22 protein-coding genes are annotated in these 23,555 nt (G+C 57.4%); 7 read left to right on the top strand and 15 right to left on the bottom strand.

Annotation, left to right across the window (positions count from 1 at the left end; all coding sequences use genetic code 11):
• Positions 1–18: 18 nt before the first annotated feature.
• Genes UTO39_RS16640 through UTO39_RS16630 form a run of 3 tightly spaced genes read right to left on the bottom strand, consistent with a single transcriptional unit; the run spans position 19 to position 1,032 of the window.
• Entirely contained in the window at positions 19–318 is a 300-nt protein-coding gene (locus UTO39_RS16640; protein WP_006810338.1) for a DUF4312 family protein, read from the bottom strand.
• Between the two features lie 2 nt (positions 319–320).
• Entirely contained in the window at positions 321–683 is a 363-nt protein-coding gene (locus UTO39_RS16635) for an SFCGS family glycine-rich protein (protein ID WP_023293430.1), read from the bottom strand.
• Between the two features lie 10 nt (positions 684–693).
• Positions 694–1,032 carry a PRD domain-containing protein gene (locus tag UTO39_RS16630; RefSeq protein ID WP_119917024.1) on the bottom strand — a complete coding sequence of 113 codons (339 nt, stop codon included), beginning with the start codon at positions 1,030–1,032 and terminating at the stop codon, positions 694–696.
• 417 nt (positions 1,033–1,449) lie between these two features.
• On the opposite strand from UTO39_RS16630, the gene UTO39_RS16625 reads away from it, so the two are divergent.
• Positions 1,450–1,605: a Hok/Gef family protein gene (locus UTO39_RS16625; protein WP_041911460.1), complete on the top strand. Its 156-nt coding sequence runs from the start codon at positions 1,450–1,452 to the stop codon at positions 1,603–1,605.
• Between the two features lie 70 nt (positions 1,606–1,675).
• Here UTO39_RS16625 and cybC read toward each other — a convergent pair whose 3' ends face one another.
• Together cybC and pmbA are read right to left on the bottom strand one after the other, a co-directional pair.
• The gene (gene cybC / locus UTO39_RS16620) at positions 1,676–2,062 is read right to left on the bottom strand and encodes a cytochrome b562 (RefSeq protein ID WP_028015297.1); all 387 of its coding nucleotides are present in this window, start codon (positions 2,060–2,062) and stop codon (positions 1,676–1,678) included.
• A 40-nt stretch (positions 2,063–2,102) separates the two neighbouring features.
• Positions 2,103–3,455, bottom strand: coding sequence for a metalloprotease PmbA (pmbA, locus tag UTO39_RS16615; RefSeq protein WP_151413011.1), 1,353 nt, complete (start codon positions 3,453–3,455; stop codon positions 2,103–2,105).
• Positions 3,456–3,550: 95 nt separating this feature from the next.
• Between pmbA and yjgA the strand changes: the two genes are divergently transcribed.
• Entirely contained in the window at positions 3,551–4,102 is a 552-nt protein-coding gene (gene yjgA / locus UTO39_RS16610; RefSeq protein ID WP_028015295.1) for a ribosome biogenesis factor YjgA, read from the top strand.
• A 102-nt stretch (positions 4,103–4,204) separates the two neighbouring features.
• Here the strand turns inward: yjgA and mpl are convergent, their stop codons facing one another.
• The gene (gene mpl / locus UTO39_RS16605; protein WP_061099437.1) at positions 4,205–5,578 is read right to left on the bottom strand and encodes a UDP-N-acetylmuramate:L-alanyl-gamma-D-glutamyl-meso-diaminopimelate ligase; all 1,374 of its coding nucleotides are present in this window, start codon (positions 5,576–5,578) and stop codon (positions 4,205–4,207) included.
• A gap of 197 nt (positions 5,579–5,775) precedes the next feature.
• Between mpl and fbp the strand changes: the two genes are divergently transcribed.
• Both fbp and UTO39_RS16595 read left to right on the top strand, forming a co-directional pair.
• Positions 5,776–6,774, top strand: a complete 999-nt coding sequence (gene fbp / locus UTO39_RS16600) for a class 1 fructose-bisphosphatase (protein ID WP_320727600.1) — start codon at positions 5,776–5,778, stop codon at positions 6,772–6,774.
• Positions 6,775–6,921: 147 nt separating this feature from the next.
• Positions 6,922–7,278 carry a LysR family transcriptional regulator gene (locus UTO39_RS16595; RefSeq protein WP_320727599.1) on the top strand — a complete coding sequence of 119 codons (357 nt, stop codon included), beginning with the start codon at positions 6,922–6,924 and terminating at the stop codon, positions 7,276–7,278.
• Here the strand turns inward: UTO39_RS16595 and UTO39_RS16590 are convergent.
• The 5 genes from UTO39_RS16590 to ytfQ form a co-directional block, all read right to left on the bottom strand.
• Positions 7,250–8,821: a methyl-accepting chemotaxis protein gene (locus tag UTO39_RS16590; protein WP_320727598.1), complete on the bottom strand. Its 1,572-nt coding sequence runs from the start codon at positions 8,819–8,821 to the stop codon at positions 7,250–7,252. The genes UTO39_RS16595 and UTO39_RS16590 overlap by 29 nt on opposite strands.
• Positions 8,822–8,914: 93 nt before the next feature.
• Entirely contained in the window at positions 8,915–9,916 is a 1,002-nt protein-coding gene (yjfF, locus tag UTO39_RS16585) for a galactofuranose ABC transporter, permease protein YjfF (RefSeq protein ID WP_266179833.1), read from the bottom strand.
• A complete protein-coding gene (gene ytfT, locus UTO39_RS16580) occupies positions 9,903–10,928 on the bottom strand; it encodes a galactofuranose ABC transporter, ATP-binding protein YtfT (RefSeq protein WP_320727597.1) in 1,026 nt (341 codons plus the stop codon). The genes yjfF and ytfT overlap by 14 nt, the downstream gene beginning before the upstream one ends.
• Before the next feature lie 10 nt (positions 10,929–10,938).
• Positions 10,939–12,441: a galactofuranose ABC transporter, ATP-binding protein YtfR gene (gene ytfR / locus UTO39_RS16575; RefSeq protein WP_320727596.1), complete on the bottom strand. Its 1,503-nt coding sequence runs from the start codon at positions 12,439–12,441 to the stop codon at positions 10,939–10,941.
• Positions 12,442–12,574: 133 nt separating this feature from the next.
• A complete protein-coding gene (gene ytfQ, locus UTO39_RS16570) occupies positions 12,575–13,531 on the bottom strand; it encodes a galactofuranose ABC transporter substrate-binding protein YtfQ (protein ID WP_021240696.1) in 957 nt (318 codons plus the stop codon).
• A gap of 309 nt (positions 13,532–13,840) precedes the next feature.
• Here ytfQ and ppa point away from each other — a divergent pair, with 309 nt between their 5' ends.
• On the top strand, positions 13,841–14,371 hold the full coding sequence (gene ppa, locus UTO39_RS16565; RefSeq protein ID WP_041911466.1) for an inorganic diphosphatase: 531 nt from the start codon (positions 13,841–13,843) through the stop codon (positions 14,369–14,371).
• Between the two features lie 58 nt (positions 14,372–14,429).
• On the opposite strand, the gene UTO39_RS16560 is transcribed toward ppa, so the two are convergent.
• Genes UTO39_RS16560 through tamA form a run of 3 tightly spaced genes read right to left on the bottom strand, consistent with a single transcriptional unit; the run spans position 14,430 to position 20,283 of the window.
• On the bottom strand, positions 14,430–14,774 hold the full coding sequence (locus tag UTO39_RS16560; protein WP_008501424.1) for a gamma-glutamylcyclotransferase: 345 nt from the start codon (positions 14,772–14,774) through the stop codon (positions 14,430–14,432).
• Between the two features lie 2 nt (positions 14,775–14,776).
• Positions 14,777–18,553: an autotransporter assembly complex protein TamB gene (tamB, locus tag UTO39_RS16555; RefSeq protein WP_320727595.1), complete on the bottom strand. Its 3,777-nt coding sequence runs from the start codon at positions 18,551–18,553 to the stop codon at positions 14,777–14,779.
• The gene (gene tamA / locus UTO39_RS16550; protein WP_253540458.1) at positions 18,550–20,283 is read right to left on the bottom strand and encodes an autotransporter assembly complex protein TamA; all 1,734 of its coding nucleotides are present in this window, start codon (positions 20,281–20,283) and stop codon (positions 18,550–18,552) included. Before tamA ends, tamB begins: the two co-directional genes overlap by 4 nt.
• Before the next feature lie 223 nt (positions 20,284–20,506).
• Between tamA and msrA the strand changes: the two genes are divergently transcribed.
• Positions 20,507–21,148 (top strand): peptide-methionine (S)-S-oxide reductase MsrA, encoded by a 642-nt coding sequence (gene msrA, locus UTO39_RS16545; protein WP_061099445.1) that lies wholly within the window; start codon positions 20,507–20,509, stop codon positions 21,146–21,148.
• On the opposite strand, the gene UTO39_RS16540 is transcribed toward msrA, so the two are convergent.
• Positions 21,149–22,207 carry a LacI family DNA-binding transcriptional regulator gene (locus UTO39_RS16540; RefSeq protein ID WP_253540456.1) on the bottom strand — a complete coding sequence of 353 codons (1,059 nt, stop codon included), beginning with the start codon at positions 22,205–22,207 and terminating at the stop codon, positions 21,149–21,151.
• Between the two features lie 193 nt (positions 22,208–22,400).
• Between UTO39_RS16540 and UTO39_RS16535 the strand changes: the two genes are divergently transcribed.
• Positions 22,401–23,552, top strand: coding sequence for a Gfo/Idh/MocA family oxidoreductase (locus UTO39_RS16535; protein WP_320727594.1), 1,152 nt, complete (start codon positions 22,401–22,403; stop codon positions 23,550–23,552).
• Positions 23,553–23,555: the final 3 nt, after the last annotated feature.

The following is a 23,555-nucleotide window of genomic DNA, read 5'->3' as shown; positions in this document are numbered from 1 at the left end:
TGCCCTTTTTATGAATAATCAGCGTTGCGTGACGAAATCCACCTGGTCGAGATTGATGGCGGTCACGTTGACGGTCACATCCAGCTCCACGCTGTAGGTGCGTCTTTCCCGGCGCAAAAAGAAGAACAGAAACGCTTCTTTACGCACCGCTTCTTGCGCCTGAACAACCTGCACATCCTGTGGCTCAATACGCAGTAAGATATGCGGTGAGGCTTTCATCACCGCGGCCTGAACGTGGTTGAGCGCGTCGGCAAAGGCGCGCGCTTTGGCGTCGCCCTTCCCCTTCACTCTCACCGTGGTTGTGAACTGTTCTTTCATGCTTATGCGCCGTATTTTTTCTGCCACGCCTGCACAAGACGCTCGCCCAGCTCTTCTTTATCCATAAAGCCGAAGCCCAGCACGTTGCAGCCTTCGTTGATGGCGGTCACGCCCTCTTCAACCGAACGCATGCCGTATTTGGCCTTGTAGCCATATTTGGTTTGCGCGGTGATAGCGCCCGCGCCGCCGCTGCCGCAGAAGGAGATGCCGAAGGTGGCGTTTTCCGCTTTCATCACGTCACCGAGCTTCATGTCCGCCGCCATGCCCGGCACGACAACCGCGCGTCCGCCTGCTTTTTCCACGCCGGCAGCCACTTTCTGACCTTTGCCCAGGCGATCGCCAATCACGACTGTAATCTGTTCCATGTGTTGCTCCTTAAAGGTTGTCTTTCGCGACTTCAAAGTGAACGGAGAGCAGCCAGGCTTCTTCATCAGGAAGGTTGCCAAACTGCGCCACCACTTCACGGGCAAGCTGCATTGAATCTGGTGAAATTTCGTCAAACAGCTCTGCTTCTACCTCCGGCAGCGGCTCGCCGGTTACTGACCGGTGCGCCATTGCGCGCACGTGGGAGGTGAGCATCTGCTCCTGTACCGCATTGGGGATGATGTTGTGCCGGGCCAGCAGGGCATAAACCTGCTGCAGCATGGTGGTCGCGAGCTGTTCTGTTTGCACCGCCTGTTCCCCAACGTCGTTCATTACCGCTCCGTTAATCACTCGTCTTACCCCGTTAATGGCTCTGGAATAAAACTAACGTTGGGGGGGAATTGTTTGTAGCGAGTTGTTTTCCACTTCAAAGTGGAAAGGCGAGCCGCAGCAGTGATCTGTGCCACATAAATATGGTGAATATGGTTAAACCGCTGTATTTACGTGATGAATATCACGCTATTAAGCGGTACTAAACAGGTAAGCAGAGTGGAAAAGTTTACGAGCAGGCTCGTAGAAATGTGACGTGGATAAGGTTTTCTTATGAGGATTCGCTAGAGTGGCTGCGGGTGCTTGAGACTGACCGTCTCAGGCATGGGACGGAAAGTGGAAAGCCCCGCCTGATAGAAAATCAGGGCGGGGGCTCGAAACGACACGTCACGACCGTGGAGTTCGCTACCTCGCCCGCTTTAAAGCAAGGAGGCATCCATGAAACGCCAATCCCCAATTATCCGGGTTTCGATGATTGTTGCTTTGACAATAATCATTTTAACGCTGGTGACGAGGAAAACACTGTGCGAGATCCGTTTTCGAAACGGCTCGCTTGAAGTGACAGCGCGGATGGATTGTCGCTCCGGCCAGTAGGGAGCAAGGATGCGGGGGCGCTTAGTGCGCCTCCGCATACGGGGAAAGGACGTACAGCTCAGGCACCCAATTAACGATATTTTTTGTGATACGTGTTACGCGTCGCCACAAACTGGTCAGCCGCAGCCTGGGCTTCCTTCACTTTGCCTTCGTTAGCCAGCTTCAGCGCACCGTCGATCTGGCCGACCAGCACGTCAAAGCCGTGGCGATAGTCCTTCATCTCTGCGCTGTCTGCCGCTTTGCTTTCCAGCTTTGGCGGCGTCGCTTTTTGCGCGTCCAGCGCCGCTTCACGCATTTTGGTCAGTGCGCCTTTCATTTCCGCCGCATTGTCCGTTTTCTGCACGACCTTCAGGTTTTGACTGAGGATGTCCATGTTGTCTTCGAGATCGGCAGCAAACGCAGAAGAGCCAAGAACCAGCGTTGAAGCCGCGACGATCGCTAACAGGTGTTTACGCATTGCTCACTTCCTTTTTTATTATTAAAACGCTTTTCGGGTATTACTGGCCGGCGATTTTCATTTCCGGCAGTAATACAGAACCACACTGTATATTGCTACGTGTTTCAATATCGTTACCGACCGTAACGATGTTGCGCCACATGTCCTTCAGGTTGCCGGCGATGGTAATTTCGCTCACCGGATACTGAATTTCGCCGTTTTCGACCCAGAAGCCCGCCGCACCGCGCGAGTAGTCGCCGGTGATGCCGCTTACGCCCTGGCCCATCAGCTCGGTGACGACCAGGCCGGTGCCCATCTCTTTCAGCATCTGCTCAAAGCTCAGGCCCTGACCGGCAATGCGCCAGTTGTGGATCCCGCCCGCATGTCCGGTGCTTTTCAGCCCCAGCTTGCGCGCGGAGTAGTTGGTCAGCAGCCACTGGGTCAGAATGCCGTCTTTAACGATATCGCGGCGTTCCGTGCGCACGCCTTCGCTGTCGAACGGCGTGGAGGCCAGCCCTTTCAGCAGGTGCGGATGTTCTTCGATAGTCAGCCAGTCCGGCAGGATCTGCTTGCCCAGCGAGTCGAGCAGAAAGGTCGATTTACGATAAACCGAACCGCCCGCGATAGCGCCCACCAGATGGCCAAACAGGCCGGTCGCCACTTCATTGGCAAAAATGACCGGGGCTTTCATGGTGGAGAGCTTACGCGGCGACAGGCGAGACAGCGTGCGTTCGGCACACTCTTTACCCACCCACTCAGGGGACTGTAAATCCCCCAGCGCGCGGCCAATGGTGTAGGCGTAGTCGCGCTCCATGTCGCCGTTCTCTTCGGCGATGACGCAGCTTGAGAGCGAGTGACGGGTTGAGCAGTAGCCCTGCAGCATGCCGTGGCTGTTGCCGAAGACTTTGATGCCGTAGTGGCTGTTGAAGCTGCCGCCTTCAGTATTCGTGATGCGCTTGTCGGCCTGCAAAGACGCCTGCTCGGCGCGCGCGGCCAGTTCAATGGCTTCATCCGGCGTCACTTCCGCCGGGTGGAAAAGATCGAGATCCGGCGCGTCAAACGCCAGCAGCTCTTTATCCGCCACGCCTGCGTAAGGATCCGGCGAGGTGTAACGGGCGATATCCAGCGCCGCCTGCACCGTACGGGCAATGGCATCCGGGCTGAGATCGGTAGACGACGCGCTGCCTTTGCGGTTCTGGTGATACACCGTGATCCCAAGCGCGCCATCGCTGTTAAATTCTACATTCTCCACTTCGCCATAGCGGGTGCTAACGCTAATGCCGGTGGTTTTGCTGACCGCCACTTCGGCGCCATCTGATTTACCTGAAGCGAGCGTCAGCGCGGTGGAGACGGCTTCTTCCAAAATCTTACGCTGCGCTTCAACTTGTGAGGTTACTTTCATCGCAAATGCCATACTGTAAGAGAGAGTTAAGTGAAGTCTAACAGAGAACCGTTTTTCAGTGCGCGTCTTAACTGGTAACATTAGCCTCTTTTTTTAAGGAGCCTGACATGACTAAGCAGCCCGAAGACTGGCTCGACGACGTTCCCGGTGATGACATCGAAGACGAAGATGATGAGATCATCTGGGTCAGTAAAAGTGAAATTAAACGTGACGCCGAAGAGTTAAAACAGCTTGGCGCGGAAATGGTAGAACTGGGTAAAAACGCGCTGGATAAGATCCCGCTCGACCAGGATCTGCGTGATGCCATTGAACTGGCACAGAAAATCAAAAAAGAAGGCCGTCGTCGCCAGCTTCAGCTTATCGGTAAAATGCTGCGTCAGCGCGACGTGGATCCGATCCGTCAGGCGCTGGACAAGCTGAAAAACCGCCACAACCAGCAGGTTGCGCTGTTCCATAAGCTGGAGCAGATCCGCGATCGTCTGATTGAACAGGGTGATGATGCGGTACCGGAAGTGCTGAACCTGTGGCCGGATGCCGACCGCCAGCAGCTGCGTTCTTTGATCCGCAACGCGAAGAAAGAGAAAGAAGGGAATAAGCCGCCGAAGTCCGCGCGCCTGATTTTCCAGTATCTGCGCGAGCTGTCTGAGAACGCAGAGTAATATCGAACCGCCTGTTTCCCCCTCACCCCAGCCCTCTCCCCATAGGGGAGAGGGAGAAGAGTAATGTAGGCCCGGTAAGCGCTAGCGCCACCGGGCTTTATTTTACTCTGCGGCCTCGGCTTTCTTAGCCAGACCGTCCAGCAGCTTCTGATGGATCCCACCGAACCCGCCGTTGCTCATCACCAGAATGTGGTCGCCAGGCTGTGCGGCTTTCACCACCATATCCGCTAAGACATCCACGTCCGCGCTCCAGTGCGCAGGCTGAATGCAGGCGTCGGCCACTTCAGCCACCTGCCACGGAATATGCTGCGGCTGCAGCAGGAAGACTTCGTCGGCGCGTCCCAGGGACGGCGCGAGGTCGTCTTTGCAGATGCCCATTTTCATGGTGTTCGAGCGCGGTTCCAGCACCGCCAGAATGCGCGCGGTGCCGCCAACCTTGCCGCGTAACGCCGCAAGCGTCGCCAGAATGGCGGTTGGGTGGTGCGCGAAATCGTCATACACCGTCACGCCGTTCGCTTCACCGCGCAGCTCCAGACGACGGCGGGCGTTGATAAACGTCCCCAGCGCATTAGCGGCATCCGCAGGCAGCACGCCCACGTGGCGCGCCGCAGCGATCGCCATCAGGCCGTTGTGCATGTTGTGCTCGCCCACCAGGCCCCACTTCACCTCGCCCACTTTCTCACCGTCGAGCAGCACTTCCCACTCGGAGGCATCCGCGTTGAGCTTTTTCGCCTGCCAGTGACCCTGCTCGCCCACCAGCTCCTGCTCGCTCCAGCAGCCCATCGCCATGGTCTGCTTCAGATTGATGTCGTTCTCCGGCAGGATAATGCGGCCCTGGCCCGGAACAATGCGCACCAGGTGGTGGAACTGTTTCTGAATCGCTTTCAGGTCGTCAAAGATGTCCGCGTGGTCAAACTCAAGGTTGTTGAGGATCAGCGTGCGCGGGCAGTAATGCACGAACTTGGAGCGCTTGTCGAAGAATGCACAGTCATATTCATCCGCTTCAATCACGAAGAACGGGCTGTCGCCGAGACGCGCAGAGACGTCGAAGTTACCCGGCACGCCGCCAATCACGAAGCCCGGCTTGTAGCCGCAGGCTTCGAGGATCCAGGTCGCCATGCCGGCGGTGGTGGTTTTGCCGTGGGTACCGGCAACGGCAACCACCCAACGGTCGCGCAGCACGAAGTCATGCAGCCACTGTGGGCCGGACATGAACGGAATATTGCGTTCCAGCACCGCTTCAACGCACGGGTTGCCGCGGGTCATGGCGTTGCCAATGATGACCAGATCCGGCTCCGGATCCAGCTGGCTGGCATCGTAGCCCTGAATCAGCGAGATGCCCTGTTTCTCCAGAAGCGTGCTCATCGGCGGATACACATTGGCGTCCGAACCTGTCACTTCATGGCCCAGCGAGCGCGCCAGCATTGCCAGTCCGCCCATGAAAGTGCCACAAATCCCCAATATATGAATGCGCATACGTCACTATCCTTCTTCAATGTGGCGCACATTTTACTCACATGTTAGCGGCTGTGAAACGCATTTCAGGTAAATCCGTATATTGCTGGCGCGATTCACCTCTGCGCTACTATTTGAATATTTGTTAAGATTGTTGGGCTTTAGTCGTTTTAGTGAACATACAATCGCTCTACTCACAAAGATGCAGGGAAAGTGTTATGAAAACGTTAGGTGAATTTATTGTCGAAAAGCAGCACGAGTTCTCTCATGCTACGGGTGAACTCACTGCTTTGCTGTCGGCAATAAAGCTGGGCGCTAAGATCATCCACCGTGATATCAACAAGGCCGGTCTGGTCGATATCCTGGGTGCCAGCGGTGCCGAGAACGTTCAGGGCGAGGTTCAGCAGAAACTCGATCTGTTCGCAAATGAAAAACTGAAAGCTGCACTGCGCGCGCGCGACATCGTTGCGGGTATCGCCTCCGAAGAAGAAGATGAAATTGTTGTATTCGAAGGGTGTGAACACGCGAAATACGTCGTACTGATGGATCCGCTCGACGGCTCCTCCAACATCGACGTTAACGTTTCTGTCGGTACCATTTTCTCCATCTACCGCCGCGTTACGCCTGTCGGCACGCCGGTAACAGAAGAAGATTTCCTGCAGCCGGGTAGTAAACAGGTTGCGGCCGGTTACGTCGTCTATGGCTCCTCCACTATGCTGGTCTACACCACCGGATGCGGCGTTCACGCCTTTACCTACGATCCTTCACTGGGCGTCTTCTGCCTGTGCCAGGAACGTATGCGCTTCCCGGAGAAGGGCAACACCTACTCCATTAACGAAGGCAACTACATCCGATTCCCGAGCGGCGTGAAGAAGTACATCAAATTCTGTCAGGAAGAAGATAAAGCGACCCAGCGCCCGTACACGTCCCGCTATATCGGTTCTTTGGTCGCGGATTTCCACCGTAACCTGCTGAAAGGCGGTATCTACCTCTACCCAAGCACCGCCAGCCACCCGGACGGGAAGCTGCGCCTGCTGTACGAATGCAACCCGATGGCGTTCCTCGCCGAACAGGCGGGCGGCAAGGCGAGCGACGGTAAAGAGCGTATTCTGGACATCGTGCCGGAAAGCCTGCACCAGCGTCGTTCGTTCTTCGTCGGTAACAACCATATGGTTGAAGACGTTGAACGTTTTATCCGTGAGTACCCGGACGCGTAATACCTTCCCGGGGAGCCAGTCTGGCTCCCCAACACATTTATATATTTTACCGTATAAGTGTTTATAAAAATCACGCTTTAATCTTTATCCCTGCTCCTGCATTATTTCCATAACAGTTTGACAATTATTTCCTGGAGCAGAATTGCAATGAAAAATTATTCCCGTGCTAATACCGGCATTGATTTAAACCTTATTCCTGTATTTATTGAAGTCGTCCGCTGCGGCAGTATGGCAAAAGCCTCGTTGCGCCTGGAAATGTCCCGTCCCGCGGTGAGCCTGGCGTTGAAACGCTTTAATCAACTGTTTGATGAACCGTTATTTTTCCGCAAAGGTTTATATCTTGAACCCACGGAAAAAGCGTTAGCGTTAACCAGCTCGCTGGAAATACTAATGGGTGATATTCACGATAATATTGCGACGATAAATTCCGCGAGAAATAAAGCCCCAGTACAGAATGTACCGGGGCTGGGAAATATTATGCCGCAGTCTGAGCCGTCACTTTAAATGATGACATGGCTTCCATCAGCTGACGCGACTGCTCCTCAAGGGAGCGGGTCGCGGCGGAGGATTGCTGCACCAGCGCCGCATTCTGCTGCGCAGTTTCATCCATCTGGTTCACCGCAATATTCACCTGCTCGATGCCGCGGCTCTGCTCCTGAGACGCGGTGGCAATTTCGCGCATCAGTTTGGTCATGCGCAGCACTTCGGTAGCAATCTCGTCCATCGTTTCACCCGCCTGCTGGGCCAGCTCGCTGCCCTCGTTAACGTGGGTCTGCGAATCGCTGATAAGAGAACGGATCTCTTTCGCCGCGTCGGCGCTGCGGCTGGCAAGGTTGCGGACTTCACCCGCGACAACGGCAAACCCGCGCCCCTGCTCGCCCGCGCGCGCCGCTTCCACGGAGGCGTTAAGCGCCAGAATGTTGGTCTGGAAGGCAATACCGTCGATCACGCTCAGGATGTCGGCGATGCGCGCCGAGCTGCCGGAGATATCGCGCATTTTTTCAATCACGTAGCAGACCATTTCGCTGCCGTGATCGGCGGTGTCGGAAACGGACTTCGCCAGCTGGTGCGCCTGCTCGGCGTTGTCGGCGTTGAGCTTCACCGTGGCGGTGATCTGCTCCATGCTGGCGGCGGTCTGCTCCAGCGACGTAGCGGTGGATTCGGTGCGCTCGGCAAGATCCCGGTTCCCCGCCGTCAGCTCGCGGCTGCCGGTGTCAATTTGCGAGCTTGCGTCGCGTACCCGCAGAACCGAGCTCATCAGCGACTGACGCATCTCCTCTATCGCCGCGTTGAGGCGGTTAAACTCCTGGCTCGCCGGGGCATTCAGCGTGTGGGTTAAATCTCCCGCCGCCACGTTCTCCAGCTGCGCAATGGAGACCGACAGCGGCTTAAGCAGCATATGGCGCAGCACCAGCCAGGCGAGCACGATAATGCCCGCCGTCAGCAGCGCGGCGACGATAATCAGGATCAGCACGCGGGTTTTGCTCGCCTGCACGGCGCTCACTTCCGCCTGGCCTCGCGCTTCGCTCCATTTCTGAAACGCCTGCATATCGTTATCGAACTGCTTCGCCACCGGGATCAGCGTGTTCTCCAGCAGATCGTAATAGCTGTCCGCGCTCTGGTCATTCAGGGTTTTTAGCATCGGGCCAATCCCCTGCTGGTTGTACGTCGCCAGGCTGGCCGCGACTTTATCGAGGAGCTGCTGCCCCTGCTCGTCAGCCACGCCGCCGTCAATCACCCCTTTTAACGTTTTCTGGGCCAGGGCGACTTCCTGATTGATGTTTTTTACCGCTTTGGCCGCATCGTCCAGCATGCCGATTTCCATCATGCGGACGGCCTGCCCCGCCTCATTGCGCGCGCGCAGGATCAGCGTATAGCCGGTATTCAGCTGCACCATCTGCTCACCCTGAAGGTGATTAATACGCTGCAGTGAAGAAGAACTCTGTGTGAGGGCATAAATGCCGATGCCGCTGACAATCAGCAGCAGAAGGGTCATAACGGCCAGTAAAGAGAGCAAGCCGGTACGAATCGATAGCGTTTTAAGCATGATGTTATTTCCGGTAGCGAGATATTTCTGGGCATAAAAAAAGAGTATCGGCCGCTACCGGAAAATGTTTAGAGTTTAAGCAATTTCAGCATGTTATGGCTCTGTTACCGATGTGTTCACGCGGGTAACAGGCGAGCTTTGTCGGTTCTCCCAGAGCACCGTCAGGCCGCGCTGGAGCGCGATAAAAATAAACAGCAGAATGCCGATGGCGATTTTGGTCCACCATGAGCTGAGCGTGCCGTCGAAGTTGATATAGGTCTGTATCAGCCCCTGGATCGCCACGCCGAACAGCGTGCCGAGCACCGTCCCTACCCCGCCGCTGAGCAGCGTGCCGCCGATAACCACCGAGGCAATCGCATCCAGCTCCACGCCGACGCCTGCAAGGGCATAGCCCGCCTGGGTATACACCGAGAAGACAATACCTGCCAGCGTCGCCAGGCCGGTCGAGAGCATATAGATGCGGATGGTGGTGCTGCGGGTTGAGATCCCCATCAGGTTTGCCGACGTAGCGTTGCCGCCGATGGCGTACACCTGATTGCCAAACCGGGTGCGGTGGGCGAGGAAAATGCCGATCACCACCACGCCCAGCATCAGCAGCCCCATCGCGCTTAAACGACCGCCGCCGGGGATTTTCCACGCCAGGCTGGAGAGCGTGTCGTAGACCGGGTGGTTAATCGGAATCGACTCTTCCGACACCAGATAGCTCACCCCGCGCAGGAAGAACATCCCGGCCAGCGTGATGATAAAAGCGGGAATTTTCAGCGCGTCAATCAGCAGCCCCATAAAGGCACCAAACGCGCAGCCCATCGCCAGCACCAGCGGAAACGCCACCAGCGGAGAGATGCCCCAGAAGCCGATCGCCTTCGCGAGGAATACCCCCGTAAACGCGATCACCGAGCCAACGGAGAGATCGATCCCGCCGGAGAGGATCACAAAGGTCATCCCGACGGCGATAATGCCTAAAAAGGCGTTGTCCGTCAGGATGTTGCAGATCACGCGCGTTGAGGCAAAACCGGGAAATTGCGTGAGGCAGTAGAGATACCCCAGCACAAACACGCCCAGCGTGATCATTAACGGTAAATTACGTTTTATCATGGCCACGGATCCCCTTAATGATGCTGACAAAGCGCGGCGACTGGACGATCAGCACGCAGAGTACAACTACCGCTTTTACCACCTGGTTGAGTTCCGGCTGGAACCCCGACAGCAGGATCCCGGTGTTCATGCCCTGAATAATCAGCGCGCCGATCACCGAGAGCAGCAGGTTAAAGCGCCCGCCCATCAGCGACCCACCGCCAATAACCACCGCGAGGATCGCATCCAGCTCCAGCCAGAGTCCGGCGTTGTTGGCATCTGCCCCGCGAATATCGGCGGCGACGATGACACCGGCAATGGCGGCGCAGACGCCGCTCAGCACGTAGGTCAGCATGACCATCAATCGGGTGTTGACCCCGGCGTTGCGCGCGGCGCGGATGTTGATCCCCACCGCCTCAATAAACATGCCGAGCGCCGTTTTGCGGGTGAAGAGCCAAAAGACAACGAGCGTGACCAGAGCAATAATCACCGGCGTCGGGAAGAACAGAAGGCTGCCGCTACCGAGCCACGCCAGGCTCGGGGAGTTGAAGGTGACAATCTGTCCGGAGGTAATCAGCTGCGCCACCCCGCGCCCGGCCACCATCAAAATGAGGGTGGCGACGAAGGGCTGAATTTTCAGTACCGCCACCAGAATACCGTTCCATAGTCCGGCCAGCACGCCGGTGCCTAAGGCCGCCAGCAGCACCACCGGCAGGCTGTGACCGGCCACGGTCATGGAGGCTGCCGTGGCGCCGGCGATAGCCATCACCGCGCCGACGGAGAGATCAATCCCGCCGGTGGCGATCACCAGCGTCATCCCAATCGCCAGCAGCGCCACGGGCGCGGCGCGGTTTAAAATATCGATCGGGCTGCCAAACAGGCGGCCATCCTGAACAATAATCTGGAAGAAATGCGGTGCGACAAGGCTGTCGACCAGCAGCACCACCAGCAGCGCCGCAATTTGCGGCGTGCCGGTTGGCCAGCTAAAGCGGCGCTTTGACTCACCGGTTTGCGAAAGCGAACGGGACATCACGATTCACTCCTTACGCCGCGATGGCATTCATAATTGCCGGAACGGACAGTTTATCCAGCGGGATCTCTGCCACCTGTTTGCGATCGCGCATGATGATGACGCGATCGGCATAGCCCACCAGCTCCTCCAGCTCGGATGAGATAACCAGCAGGGCCAGCCCGTCCGCACAGAGCGTTTCGATAAGCCGGATAATTTCGGCGTGCGCGCCCACGTCGATACCGCGCGTCGGCTCGTCGAGGATCAGGAACTGGGGTTTGGTCAGCAGCCAGCGGGAGAGCAGCACCTTCTGCTGGTTACCGCCGGAGAGAAATTCAATCGGCTGTTCCGCGCTCGGGGTGCGGATGCCGAGCTGGCGGATAAAGCGCTCGGCGATAGCGTTTTGCTCTTTACGGGGGATCGGGCGCAGCCAGCCGCGCTGGGCCTGAAGCGCCAGAATGATGTTTTCGCGCACCGAGGCGGCGGCAATGATGCCGTCCGTTTTCCGGTCTTCCGGACAGAAGCCGACCCCCAGGCAGGAGGCCTGATGCGGCGATCGCAGCGTTTGCGGTTTGCCCTTGATCAGCGCGGTGCCGCTGTCGGCAGGCTTGATCCCGAAGATCACCTCGGCGGTTTCGGTCCGGCCCGAGCCCAGCAGGCCCGCCAGCCCGACTATTTCGCCGGGACGCACTTCCAGGTTAAACGGCGCGATAGTGCCTTTTTTGCCGTAATCGCTGAATGCGGCGACCGGTTTCTCGCTCAGCAGCGTGCGGCCCGCGCGCTGGAGCGCGTTGGTTTCCAGCTCGCGGCCCAGCATCATTTTCACCAGCTCGATCTGCGGCAGCTCGCGGGTTTCGCGGCAGCCGACAAAGCTGCCGTTGCGCAGCACCGTAATACGATCGCTCACCTCATACACCTGATCGAGGAAGTGCGTAACGAAGATCAGGCTCACGCCCTGGTCGCGCAGCTGGCGCATCAGGGTGAAGAGCATCTCCACTTCCTGGGTATCGAGGCTGGCGGTGGGTTCATCGAGGATCAGCACCTTCGCAGAGAGATCGATCGCACGACAGATGGCGACGATCTGCTGCATCGCCACGGAGAAGCGGTTCAGCGGCTCGCGGACGTCGAGGGAAAAGCCGTAGGACTCCATCAGCTTCGTGGCGCGCGCCTCCATCTCTTTGCGGCGGAGCAGGCCAAAGCGGCGTGGCTCGCGGCCAATAAACAGGTTATCCGCCACCGACATATTCGGCAGCAGGTTCACTTCCTGGTAAACCGTTCCGATCCCCAGCTGCTGGGCATGGGCGGTGTTTTTTGGCGAAATGGCGTTGCCTTCCAGCCAGATGGTGCCGCGATCGGCGTGATAAACGCCGGTCAGCGATTTAATCAGCGTCGATTTTCCCGCGCCGTTCTCGCCCAGCAGCGCCATGATCTCACCGCGCCGCAGGCTGAAATCAATGCTATCCAGCGCCTTTACGCCGGGGAAGAATTTGCTTAAGCCCTCTGTGCGGAGGATTTCCTGGTGTTGTTCAGTGGTCATGGTTTTCCCCCTCACCCTGACCCTCTCCCCGGAGGGGAGAGGGGACTATTCGTGCCAGTCTTTCATTTTCTGCCCAAACCGCCCTTTTCCCTCTCCCCTCCGGGGAGAGGGCTAGGGTGAGGGAGACTGGGGCTTAGTAGCCCATATTTTTCTTCTTCTCTAACTCTTCTTTCGCCGTATCCGGCAGGTAGAGGGTGGATTTGGTGACCGTCACCTTCTCAGGCATCGTGCCGTCTTTCTTGAATTTCTCCAGCGCGTCGAATGCCGGGCCCGCCATGTTCGGCGTCAGCTCCACGCTGGCGTTGGCTTCACCGTCGATCATCGCTTTGTAGATGTCCGGCACGCCGTCGATAGAGCCGGTGAGGATATCTTTGCCCGGCTTCAGGCCCGCTTCTTTAATCGCCTGAATCGCCCCGATCGCCATGTCATCGTTGTGGGCGTAAACCATGCAGATGTTCTTGCCGTTGTTTTCAGCCTTGATAAAGCTCTCCATTACCTCTTTACCCTTACTGCGGGTAAAGTCGCCAGACTGAGAGCGGATAATCTTGATGTTTGGCGCTTTGGCAATGGCCTCAGCAAAGCCTTTCTTACGGTCGATGGCCACGCTCGCGCCGACGGTGCCCTGCAGTTCAACGACGTTGCACGGCTTGCCGTCGACCTGCTTAATCAGCCAGTCGCCAATTAACTGCCCTTCAAGCACGTTGTTAGCGGTGACGGTGGTCATATAGAGAGATTTGTCTTTTACGTCGATGGAACGGTCGAGCAGGAAGACCGGAATTTCAGCGTCTTTCGCTTCCTTCAGAACCGGTTCCCAGCCGGTCGCCACCACTGGCGCAATAAAGATGGCATCCACGCCCTGGGCGATAAACGAGCGCACGGCTTTGATCTGGTTTTCCTGCTTTTGCTGACCATCGGCGATTTTCAGGGTGATGCCGCGTTTCTGGGCCTCGCTTTTCGCAACGTTGGTTTCTGCCGCACGCCAGCCGGATTCAGAGCCAACTTGCGAAAAACCTACGGTTAAGGGAGCGGCCATCGCCATAGACGACATGGCTGCCGAAACTGCTGTGACAAGAAGTAAGCGCTTCCACATATGAGCGTCCTCGTAGGGGTGTTTATTGTTGGTTAAAAGATGTTCTGCGAAATGACTATAGCCAATGAAATATGTAACGAATTGCGTTACATCACACTTCAGAAAAGTGAATAAAACGTTAATCACAAGTTTGTAATCGCTTTCATTTCACCATTAAAAATGCGGCTGAGTTTATGGATTTTCCTGTCATGGAAACGGTCTGAAAAGTGGGGCTAGCGGGGAGAGAAAGCGAAAAGAGGCGGAGACATTCAGCGTGAGTTGGCTATAATACCTGCCACTTGTTTACCATCCATTTTAAAGGACACCGACATGAGCTTACTCAACGTCCCAGCGGGTAAAGAACTGCCAGAAGACATCTACGTTGTTATCGAAATCCCGGCCAACGCAGATCCAATCAAATACGAAATCGACAAAGACACCGGTGCGCTGTTCGTTGACCGTTTCATGTCTACCGCCATGTTCTATCCGTGCAACTACGGCTACATCAACCACACCCTGTCTCTGGACGGTGACCCGGTTGACGTGCTGGTCCCAACGCCATACCCACTGCAGCCAGGCTCCGTCATTCGCTGCCGTCCTGTCGGCGTGCTGAAGATGACTGACGAAGCGGGTGAAGATGCGAAGCTGGTTGCGGTACCGCACACCAAGCTGAGCAAAGAGTACGATCACATTAAAGATGTGAATGACCTGCCAGAGCTGCTGAAAGCGCAGATCGCCCACTTCTTCGAGCACTACAAAGATCTCGAAAAAGGCAAATGGGTTAAGGTTGACGGCTGGGACAACGCAGAAGCGGCGAAAGCAGAAATCATCGCCTCCTTCGAACGCGCTGCTAAGAAGTAATTCTTACTGCCGTTAAGACACAAAAAACAACGCCACCTCACGGTGGCGTTGTCGTTTTTCAGTACTGGTCTCTGTCTAACCAGTTACCGCTTACAATCCGCGTTAACCCGTCGACCGGACGCTGGTAGACATACATCCACGCGCTTCCGTACGGTGTCTGGATCAACTGGCGAGCGTATTCACCGCCCCTGGTGCGCAAGGCATCAAGTTCGGCAAGTGTCGCATTATCAATACGATAAACTTCACCCTGTACTGTTCCTTCGCCGGGAACCGCGCCTGGATAGTGGCCCAGGCTGTACAACTGGTAGTTCTCGATATTGTAATTCCCCAGTAGCTGGGCATTGGTCATCCAGTGACTGTTGCCTTGCCTGGTTCGTAAACTGCCGTAGACAAATATTCGCATTGCTAAAACTCAAACTGATAGAGCAGATCAAGTGCCTGGTCTACGCCGGACACTGCTTCCAGATATAGCTTAGGCATCAGGCGATAGCGTAACGTGAGTGTTGCCAGTGAGTCAAAGATCCCCACACCATATTTTACCTGCAGACCCGGCAGTACATAGCCGCTGACCACCACCTGCGAGGAGTCACCCACGCCCTGGGTGTCCAGCGCCAGATTGCTTACGCCGAACGTCTCGCCGATTTTACCCACAACCTGCCCACTTTGTGCAACCCCCAGACCGACCAACATCGAGGTCATCGCCGCGCTGTCGCTTTGTCCGCTGTCCAGACCTTGTCCGCGCAGCAGATAAGAGAGGGCTTCCTGCTGCGACATCGCCGGGTCAGAGAAGATCTCCGCCTTCGGTTCGTCGGCAGAGCCGGTGACGCGTACGCCAGCAATGACGTCGTTTTCCGTCGCTTCCGGGTTACGAATCGCTTCGATGTTCAACAGCGGCTGATCCGGTGGGCCGGAGAACAGCAGCTCGCCTTTACGGACAATCAGATCCTGACCATAGGCATGGAAACGCCCTTCAGGAATATTGATCTGCCCGTTGAGGCCAAGCCCTTGTTTATCCTGCGCCACTTTCAGGTCGCCCGTGAGCCTCGCCTTCAGCCCAAACGCATCCAACCGCACGTTATTTCCCACGTGCACGATAAGGTTACTATTAATCGGTATGCCAGCGCTCTTCTCTTCGACAGGTTTCAGATTTTCATTGAGCATAACTTCATCACTGGAGACGCCGACCGCGCTTTCCGGCACCTCGTGAACCACGATGCGCGCCCACGGCACGTCCACGCGGCCATCCAGGGTGAAGAGGCTTGGCGTCGCCTCAAAGACGACGTCTGGCGAGACGTCCAGGCGCACCATTGGCGGTACGGTGATGCGCACCTTACTGCCTTTCGCGGCAATACGGGCGCGCCAGTTGTCGAGCTGGCTCCAGTCCGCGTCACCGCTCAGGTTGATTTGCCCCTGCTGAGTTAATACCGAGCCGTTCAGCGTTGAGCTCATGCCGTTGAAGTTCATCGCGATCTGGCTGGGCTGCATATCAAACGGCATGAAGTTACCGTCGATATCCACACCGCTGAGCCGCAGCTGGCCGAACAGCTGCGGGCTTTGCGCGTCGCCGGCCAGGCGCAGATTGGCATTCACCATGCCCTCGGCTTTTTCCCCGCGGGCGAAAATCGGGTTGACCATCGCCAGGTTGAAATTGCGGATATTGACGTTACCGCCCAGATTGCGCCGCCCCTGCGGATCGGTAATCTGTATCTGCCCGTCCATCTGGCCGTTGTTGGTCAGACGGATAAGCCACCCCAGCTCCGCACGGTTGTTATGCAGGTCTGCACTCAGGTTCAGGGTGTCGAAGGCCACCGGCAGCGGCGCGTCGTTCACCTCCTGCGTCACCTTCACGTTGCGGCCGGAAAGCGTGACGCTGCCCTGCGGCAGCCCCTCTTTGGTGGTGTCCCAGGCGACATCGGCTTTCCCGCTGAAGACGCCGCTTGCCTGCGTGGTATCCGGCATAAACGGTTTTAGCATCGCCAGATCGAAGCGGTTGAGATTGATCTGCGCGCGCCCTTCCGCGCCCGCATCAATGGTCTGCGGCACGCAGAGTTCCGCGTTCGGGTTGGTCCAGCAGTGCGGCCCAATGCTGATCTTCTGCTCGGCGTTGCGGTAGTCCAGCGCAATGGAGCGCGACAGCACCAGCGGACCCACCGGGGTGTTGAAGCGGGTGTTGTCCAGCGTGCCTTTCCAGCGCGTTTCTTTGCGGTCGAAGCTGCCGGTCAGGTGAAGCTGGCCGGAGACGGGCTCGCCCTGCACGCGCAGCTGGAGGTCGTGCTGCTTCTCGTTCCCTTTGGCGTCCAGAGTGACCAGGCTAATGTTCACGTCCGGCTGGGAAATGCGCTCCACGCGCAGGTTCAGGTTACCGCCGATCTGATCGGTGGATTTCACATCCCCTTCCACGCGGACGCGGGCGACGCTCAGCTCCTGCCAGCGCAGATTATTGGCGGTGATATCCGCCAGCAGCTGCGGCGCCTCCACGGTGCCGCGCACTTTCACGAGCCCTTTCGCCGTGCCGCCCAGACCCGGCAGGGCGTTATCCAGATTCGGCGCGTCGATGGTGGCGTCAAGATTGAGATCTTTCACCCCCAGCTCGCCTTTGATATCCGCCGTGTTGCGGCCCAGCGCCACGTGCAGCCCCGGGATTACCCACTGCAGATAGCTGTTGCCTTTCACCGAGCCTTCAACGTTCACCTTGTTCTGCTTCACGTTCCCGGTGAGCTTGATTTCCGGCACGTCCATCTGCCACGTGCCGCCGTAGAGGCTGCCGCGGGTTTTGATTAGCCCGTCCAGCTTAGACGGCCAGTCCGGCACCTCTTTGGCGGTGTTAATCCCCGTCAGCTTCAGCTCGCCGCGCCAGCTGATTGCCTGCTGCCAGTCGAGCAGCGCGGTCAGTTCCGTTTTCCCTTCCAGCGCCGCGACGGTCAGCTTGTCGAGGTTAACCTGCTGTTCGTTACCTTTTGCATCCAGCGTGATGGTGGCGGGCGGCACGCCCTGCCCCTTCACCGCGGTGCGGAACGAGAGCGTGTAGTCGGTCATTTTGCCGCTCAGCTTCAGCTTCAGGTCATCGGCCTGGTACTGTTTTTCGCCGGTAAACGGCCAGTAAAGCTGCTTGCTGACAACCTCAAGATTGAGCGGCAGCCCGGCTTCCGCCAGCTGGGTTTGCGCACGCAGGGCCATGTCTACCGGGCCGGAGAGATTGACCCCGATATCCAGCTTCTCGCGCAGCGCCCCGCCCACTTTGACCTTCACTTTTTCGCCTTTGAGCGGGTCGATGTTCAGCGCGCTATTGAGGGTGATATCCACCGGCCAGCTGTCGCGCAGCAGGGCGTTGCCTGACGCGTTAACCGAGCCCTGGTTGGTGTCGATGTCCAGCGCGTCGAGCTTCATGTTGCCGTCAATGCTGCTGACTTTCAGCAGCATGTTAAAGACCGTCAGATCCGTATCGCCGGTCAGGCGCAGCTGTTCGCCTTTAAACTCCTCAATGTTGAGGTTCAGCGGCAGATGAACGTCGGTCATTTCAGGCAGGACAGGCTTCGAGAAGAGGTCTTTCAGCGTTTCGCCCAGCGGCTTCTCTTCCGGCTGCGGGTTCTGGATTTTTGGCTCGACGATCTCTTCCTGCGCCACGTCCGCCACTTTTGGCAGCGCGATCAGCAACCCCTGCAGCGAGGTTGGCGTCAGGGTGAGGTTTTTCTCCTGCCAGCGCAGGCCGGAGGTGAAATCCATCACGGAAACGGTGGTGTCATCAATTTTGATATTGACGTTATCCAGCGCCACCCGATATAGCGCAATCGGGTACGGCGTGGAGAGATTCAGCGGGCCGCTGTCCTCTTCCTCGACCGGCGCAGACGGCGGCATTTTCTTTGAATCTATCGCCACGTTCACATCCTTTAGCGACAGATCGTTTACGCAGAGCTTGCTGTCCCGCAGGCAGCCCAGCTTCACCGCGAGGTGGAATTCCCCGGCGTTGACCGCCACGCCCGGCTGCTCGTAGCGGATGTTCTTCAGACGCAGGTCGCGCCAGCCGCCCGTCACCTGGCCAATCTCCAGCCCCGGCACCCAGCGGTTCGCGGCGTTAAACAGCAGATGCAGCCCGGTCGTCGTTCCCACCAGAAACGCCACCGTACCGAGCAGCAGCACGATAAAAATCAGCACCCCAAGGCTTATTTTCTTCCATAAACTCATAATTCAGGCCCCAGACCGATGTAAAACTGTAATCCGTGTTCGTCTTTGTCGCCGACCGGCACGGCGAAGTCGAGCTTGATGGGCCCGACGGGTGACTGCCAGCGTACGCCCACGCCTGCACCGGTTTTGAAATCGCTGCGGCGGATATCGTTCACCGCTTCACCGCCGTCAACAAACATGGCGCCCCACCACTTGCCGCTGACGTTGTACTGATACTCCAGCGAGCCGGTCGCCAGTTTGGATGCCCCGGTCAGCTGGCCCTTTTCGTTTTCGGGTGAAATCGATTTGTACTTATACCCGCGGATGCTGCGGTCGCCCCCGGCGAAGAAGCGCAGGTCCGGCGGAACGCGCTCGAAATCCCCCGTCTCAATCCAGCCGAGATTGCCGCGCATCACAAAGCGGTGTTTGTCATACAGCGTGCGGATCCAGACGTTTTGCGCCTGAAAGACGGAGAAGTCCACGTCGGATCCCCAGGCGGTGTTGGAATAATCGATTGAGTAGCGCTGCGAGTCGCCCCAGGTTGGCATCAAGCCTCCACGCGAGCGGGTACGGCTGATCATCACCCCCGGATAAAGCAGCATGGTGGTGTTGGTGACGTTGGCCTGGGTAAAGTGATCGAGGCTCCAGCGCAGGTTAATGGCGCGCTGCCAGCCGCTGGAGAGATCCCAGAAGCGGGAGACCGCAAGCGTCGTCGAATCCTGCTCGGTGTCGTTCAAATCGGTGCGCTTAAAGCCGCCCTGCACAAGATAATACTGCTCAAGCGGATTTTTCAGCAGCGGCATTTTGTAGCTGAAATCCAGCTGCTGCTCGGGCGCAGAGAGGCTCAGGCTGGTGGTCAGGCTGTGACCGTACGAGTTCATCCACGGTTTTTTCCACGAGGTTTTCACCCGTGGTCCAACGTCCGTCGAGTAGCCAACACCGGTCTCAATGGTGTTCTCGGTGCGCGGCGAGACAACGCCATGCAGCGGCAACACCTTGGTTTTGCGAGACTTATCAAATTCCGGTGCGACAACCACGGAGTTAAACCAGCCGGTAGCGGAGAGACGACGGTTCAGCTCCGCCAGATCGCTCGACTGGTAGTAATCGCCTTTTTTAAACGGCACGAGGTTTTGCAGATACTCTTCACGAATTTGCGAACCTTCAAACGTTACATCGCCAAAGCGGTAGCGCTCACCGCTGTCGTAGTCGATATCCCAGAACGCCTGACGTCGCGCCAGCGCGATGCCCAGCTGGCTTTTATTGAACTGGCTGTCGAAGTAGCCCTTGCGCAGGGAGACGCTCGTCAGCTCTTTTTTGAAGCGATCGTAGTCGCCGTGGTTGAGCACGGTGCCGATTTTTGGCCGCGTGCTGAGCAGATCCAGATAGTCACGGTCGGTACGCGCGCCGCCGCGCAGGATGACGTTCGTGCCGCCAATCAGCACCGGCTCGCCCGGCGAGACGCGGGCAATAAGCACCTGACGCCCCTTCTTTGGCGGCGGGCGGAGATCGAAATCAATGGTGGGTTCGTAATACCCCAGCGCTTTTAGCCCTTCACGGATCGCGTCATCCACGCGCGCGCGAAAACGCCGGTCCGGCGTCACCTCATCGCTCTGGATGGTCGACAGCTGCGCACGCACGTTTTTTTCCAGCGTCCCGGATAACCCCTCAACCTGCAAACGGACATTCGCCGCGCTGGCAACCCCGCTTGTCAGCAATACACTGACTAAACATAACTGGCGGATTTTTGTCACGTTTTCTCCTGAATATCCCTTTTCCACCCTGGAAGCAAATGAAGTGCCGCGGTGCGGCAAAATACGGCCTGGAAGCCAAAAACCCAAATCGTGGGTTGAAAACGGGTGTAACACCCAAATATTTCTTATGATTAAATCTAGTCTCATTCAGCGCATTTATTGTGTTCAATTAAACGCTTCGTGACAACCTTAACCGAAACATCGCACCCCGGGAGGCCCCACCGTGAGTTTATTCGACAAAAAGCATCTGGTTTCACAAGCTGATGCATTACCGGGACGCAACACCCCTATGCCTGTGGCAACCTTACACGCCGTCAATAACCATTCAATGACCAACGTTCCTGATGGAATGGAAATCGCCCTGTTTGCCATGGGCTGCTTCTGGGGCGTTGAGCGCCTCTTCTGGCAGCTGCCCGGCGTTTACAGCACCGCGGCCGGCTACACGGGCGGTTACACGCCGAATCCAACCTACCGCGAAGTCTGCTCCGGCGAAACCGGTCATGCAGAAGCGGTCCGCGTGGTGTACGACCCTGCGGTCATTAGCTACGAACAGCTCCTGCAGGTCTTCTGGGAAAACCACGACCCGGCGCAGGGCATGCGTCAGGGCAACGACCACGGCACGCAGTACCGCTCGGCGATTTATCCGCTCACGCCTGAGCAGGATGCCGCCGCCCGCGCCAGCCTTGAGCGTTTCCAGCAGGCCATGCGTGAGGCGGGCGACACGCGCGACGTAACGACTGAAATCACTACCGCAAAACCGTTCTACTACGCCGAGGACGATCACCAGCAGTACCTGCACAAAAACCCGTACGGCTACTGCGGTATCGGCGGTATCGGCGTCTGCCTGCCGCCACAGCTGGCCTGATCAGCGCTCCAGCGCCACGCGAGCCGCGTGGCGCGTCGCGTTGCTGACCGAACCATAATCCATCACCTTTCCCTGCAGCAGCAGGTTAAAGACCGGCGCCTGCGGTCGGTTGAGCCGCGTTTGCAGCAGGTGTACGGCTTCAATCCCCAGCTCGCGGCAGGGCACCGTCACGCCCGTGACCGGTTTTTCCAGACGGTGCGCCAGGTTCCATGCAAAATCGGTCGTAATGAGCGAAATATCTTCCGGAATGCGCAGGCCGTGGCGGGTTAACGCCCTGATCACCCCTTCCACCATGCTGGTACTGTTCGGGAAAATGACCTCCGGCCACTGGGATCTGTCATGACTCATCAGCCACGCGTCCAGCGCCCGCTCGGCCTCCTCTGCGGTAAACCACTCCGTCACCAGCAAATCGCGCTGGGGATCAAAAGCCACGTGAAAATGGCGGTACGCCTCTTTGATGCCGTCCAGGCGCGCATACAGCGTTTCTCGCCGCAGGCAGGTGAGGGTTAATACTCGCCGGTGTCCCTGCTCAAAAAGATACTGCATGGCGGTGAAGCCAATCGCCCGGTGGTCGGGTGAGACGGCATCCAGCTCCCGATCCCGGTCAACGGAATTAATTAACACGCAGGGTTTATTCAGCGTGCTGGCGAGTTTAAATATGGTGGAATCATCAGTCCCAATAATAATTATCGCGTTAATATTCTTCTGACTGGCCTTTTCCATAAATAATTTCACATCGGCGTGCTGCTCTTCTAATCCGCAGCAGCTGACCCACACGTTGTGCCGCGCGCAGGCTTCAGCAATCCCTTTCGTCACCTCCAGATAAAAAATATCCCCGCGTCCCTGAAAGGTTCTTTCTGGCGCAAAAACAGCGATTCCGTTAATTAATAGTCTGCCGCTCGCCATGGACTCCAGAACGCCTAATTCTCTGGCGGTGCGAACGATCGCCTCCCGGGCTTTATCGCTGGTATACGATTTGCCGCTTAATACCCGCGACACGGTACTGACGGAATAGCCCGTCAGGGCCGCAATTTCCTCCATTTTTAACCTGCCGGGCATAGTGTGACCTCGCTCTCATTCAGTTTTTGCAAATATTTGCAGAAACAGCCTTTTGATTTTAAAACTAAATTTCAGAAAGCCTGGAGATTACTTAATCACCTTGCGAGTATTCTCACAAAAACACATTGTCGCTGCGGCTCGCCTTTCCTATTTTCCGGTCATCACTTCTTTTCAACAGAAATTAAGGTGTGACATGGAGAAGGTACGTTTTGGCATTATTGGAATAGGTAATATCGGTACGGTCCACGCACGCTATTTGCTGGCGGGTACGGTCAGCGACGCCTGCCTGGCGGCGGTTTGCGATAATGCCGTCGAAAAGCACCCGGCGATTCGCCAGCTGGTCGGCACCCTCCCGTTATTCAGCGACGCGCAGGAGATGCTCCAGAGCGGGCTTATCGACGCGGTAATTGTCGCCACGCCGCACTACGAGCATCCGCGCCTGTCGATGCTGGCGATGCGCAACGGCATCCACACCCTGTGTGAAAAACCGGCGGGCGTATACACGGCGCAGGTGCAGGAGATGAACGCCTGCGCACGTGAGTGCGACGTGGTGTTTGGCATCATGTACAACCAGCGCCCCAACCCGCTTTACCAGAAGGTGAAAGATCTTATCGACAGCGGCGAGCTGGGTGAGATCCGCCGCTCCAACTGGATCATCACCAACTGGTATCGCTCGCAAAGCTACTACAACTCCGGCGGCTGGCGCGCCACCTGGAAAGGGGAAGGCGGCGGCGTGCTGCTCAACCAGGATCCGCATCAGCTCGATCTCTGGCAGTGGCTGGTGGGGATGCCGGTCCGCCTGCGGGCGTTCTGCCAGTTCGGCAAGCATCGCGATATCGAAGTGGAAGACGAGGTCACCGCCTACGCGGAGTATGCCAACGGCGCGACCGGCGTGTTTATCACAACCGTGGCGGAAACGCCCGGAACCAACCGGCTGGAAATCGTCGGCGACCGCGGCAAGGTGGTCGTCGAAGAGGGCAAGCTGCGCTACTGGCGGCTGCGCGAATCCGAAACCGCCTTCAACGCCCGCTGGCAAAACGGCTTTGGTGAACCCGAATGCTGGGAGGTGACGCTCCCCGTCGCCCCGGAATGCAGCGAACACCACGTCATTACCGCCAACTTTGCTGCCGCCATCCTGCGCGGTGAAATGCTGATTGCGCCGGGTCTGGAAGGGATCCGCGGGCTGACGCTCTCCAACGCCATGCACCTCTCCACCTGGACAGACGACTGGGTCGACCTGCCGCTCAACGAGAAACAGTATCTGCGCCTGCTTCAACAGCGTATCAGCACCTCAGTGGCTAAAGAGACCGCCAGCATCACGCTGGACGCCTCTGGCACCTGGTAACTT

Source organism: Enterobacter sp. 118C5 (assembly GCF_034107645.1).
Lineage (GTDB): Bacteria > Pseudomonadota > Gammaproteobacteria > Enterobacterales > Enterobacteriaceae > Enterobacter > Enterobacter nematophilus.
This window is presented reverse-complemented; position numbering and strand designations above follow the sequence as displayed.

Bases quoted from the DNA above. Each gene is read 5' to 3' on its own strand.
- UTO39_RS16625 (WP_041911460.1), top strand. From the start codon at position 1,450: ATGAAACGCCAATCCCCAATTATCCGGGTTTCGATGATTGTTGCTTTG.
- UTO39_RS16535 (WP_320727594.1), top strand. From the start codon at position 22,401: ATGGAGAAGGTACGTTTTGGCATTATTGGAATAGGTAATATCGGTACG.
- fbp (WP_320727600.1), top strand. From the start codon at position 5,776: ATGAAAACGTTAGGTGAATTTATTGTCGAAAAGCAGCACGAGTTCTCT.
- yjfF (WP_266179833.1), bottom strand. From the start codon at position 9,916: ATGATAAAACGTAATTTACCGTTAATGATCACGCTGGGCGTGTTTGTG.
- ytfQ (WP_021240696.1), bottom strand. From the start codon at position 13,531: ATGTGGAAGCGCTTACTTCTTGTCACAGCAGTTTCGGCAGCCATGTCG.
- UTO39_RS16560 (WP_008501424.1), bottom strand. From the start codon at position 14,774: ATGCGAATATTTGTCTACGGCAGTTTACGAACCAGGCAAGGCAACAGT.
- ytfR (WP_320727596.1), bottom strand. From the start codon at position 12,441: ATGACCACTGAACAACACCAGGAAATCCTCCGCACAGAGGGCTTAAGC.
- mpl (WP_061099437.1), bottom strand. From the start codon at position 5,578: ATGCGCATTCATATATTGGGGATTTGTGGCACTTTCATGGGCGGACTG.
- yjgA (WP_028015295.1), top strand. From the start codon at position 3,551: ATGACTAAGCAGCCCGAAGACTGGCTCGACGACGTTCCCGGTGATGAC.
- UTO39_RS16595 (WP_320727599.1), top strand. From the start codon at position 6,922: ATGAAAAATTATTCCCGTGCTAATACCGGCATTGATTTAAACCTTATT.
- UTO39_RS16640 (WP_006810338.1), bottom strand. From the start codon at position 318: ATGAAAGAACAGTTCACAACCACGGTGAGAGTGAAGGGGAAGGGCGAC.
- UTO39_RS16635 (WP_023293430.1), bottom strand. From the start codon at position 683: ATGGAACAGATTACAGTCGTGATTGGCGATCGCCTGGGCAAAGGTCAG.
- ppa (WP_041911466.1), top strand. From the start codon at position 13,841: ATGAGCTTACTCAACGTCCCAGCGGGTAAAGAACTGCCAGAAGACATC.
- cybC (WP_028015297.1), bottom strand. From the start codon at position 2,062: ATGCGTAAACACCTGTTAGCGATCGTCGCGGCTTCAACGCTGGTTCTT.
- tamB (WP_320727595.1), bottom strand. From the start codon at position 18,553: ATGAGTTTATGGAAGAAAATAAGCCTTGGGGTGCTGATTTTTATCGTG.
- pmbA (WP_151413011.1), bottom strand. From the start codon at position 3,455: ATGGCATTTGCGATGAAAGTAACCTCACAAGTTGAAGCGCAGCGTAAG.
- UTO39_RS16590 (WP_320727598.1), bottom strand. From the start codon at position 8,821: ATGCTTAAAACGCTATCGATTCGTACCGGCTTGCTCTCTTTACTGGCC.
- UTO39_RS16540 (WP_253540456.1), bottom strand. From the start codon at position 22,207: ATGCCCGGCAGGTTAAAAATGGAGGAAATTGCGGCCCTGACGGGCTAT.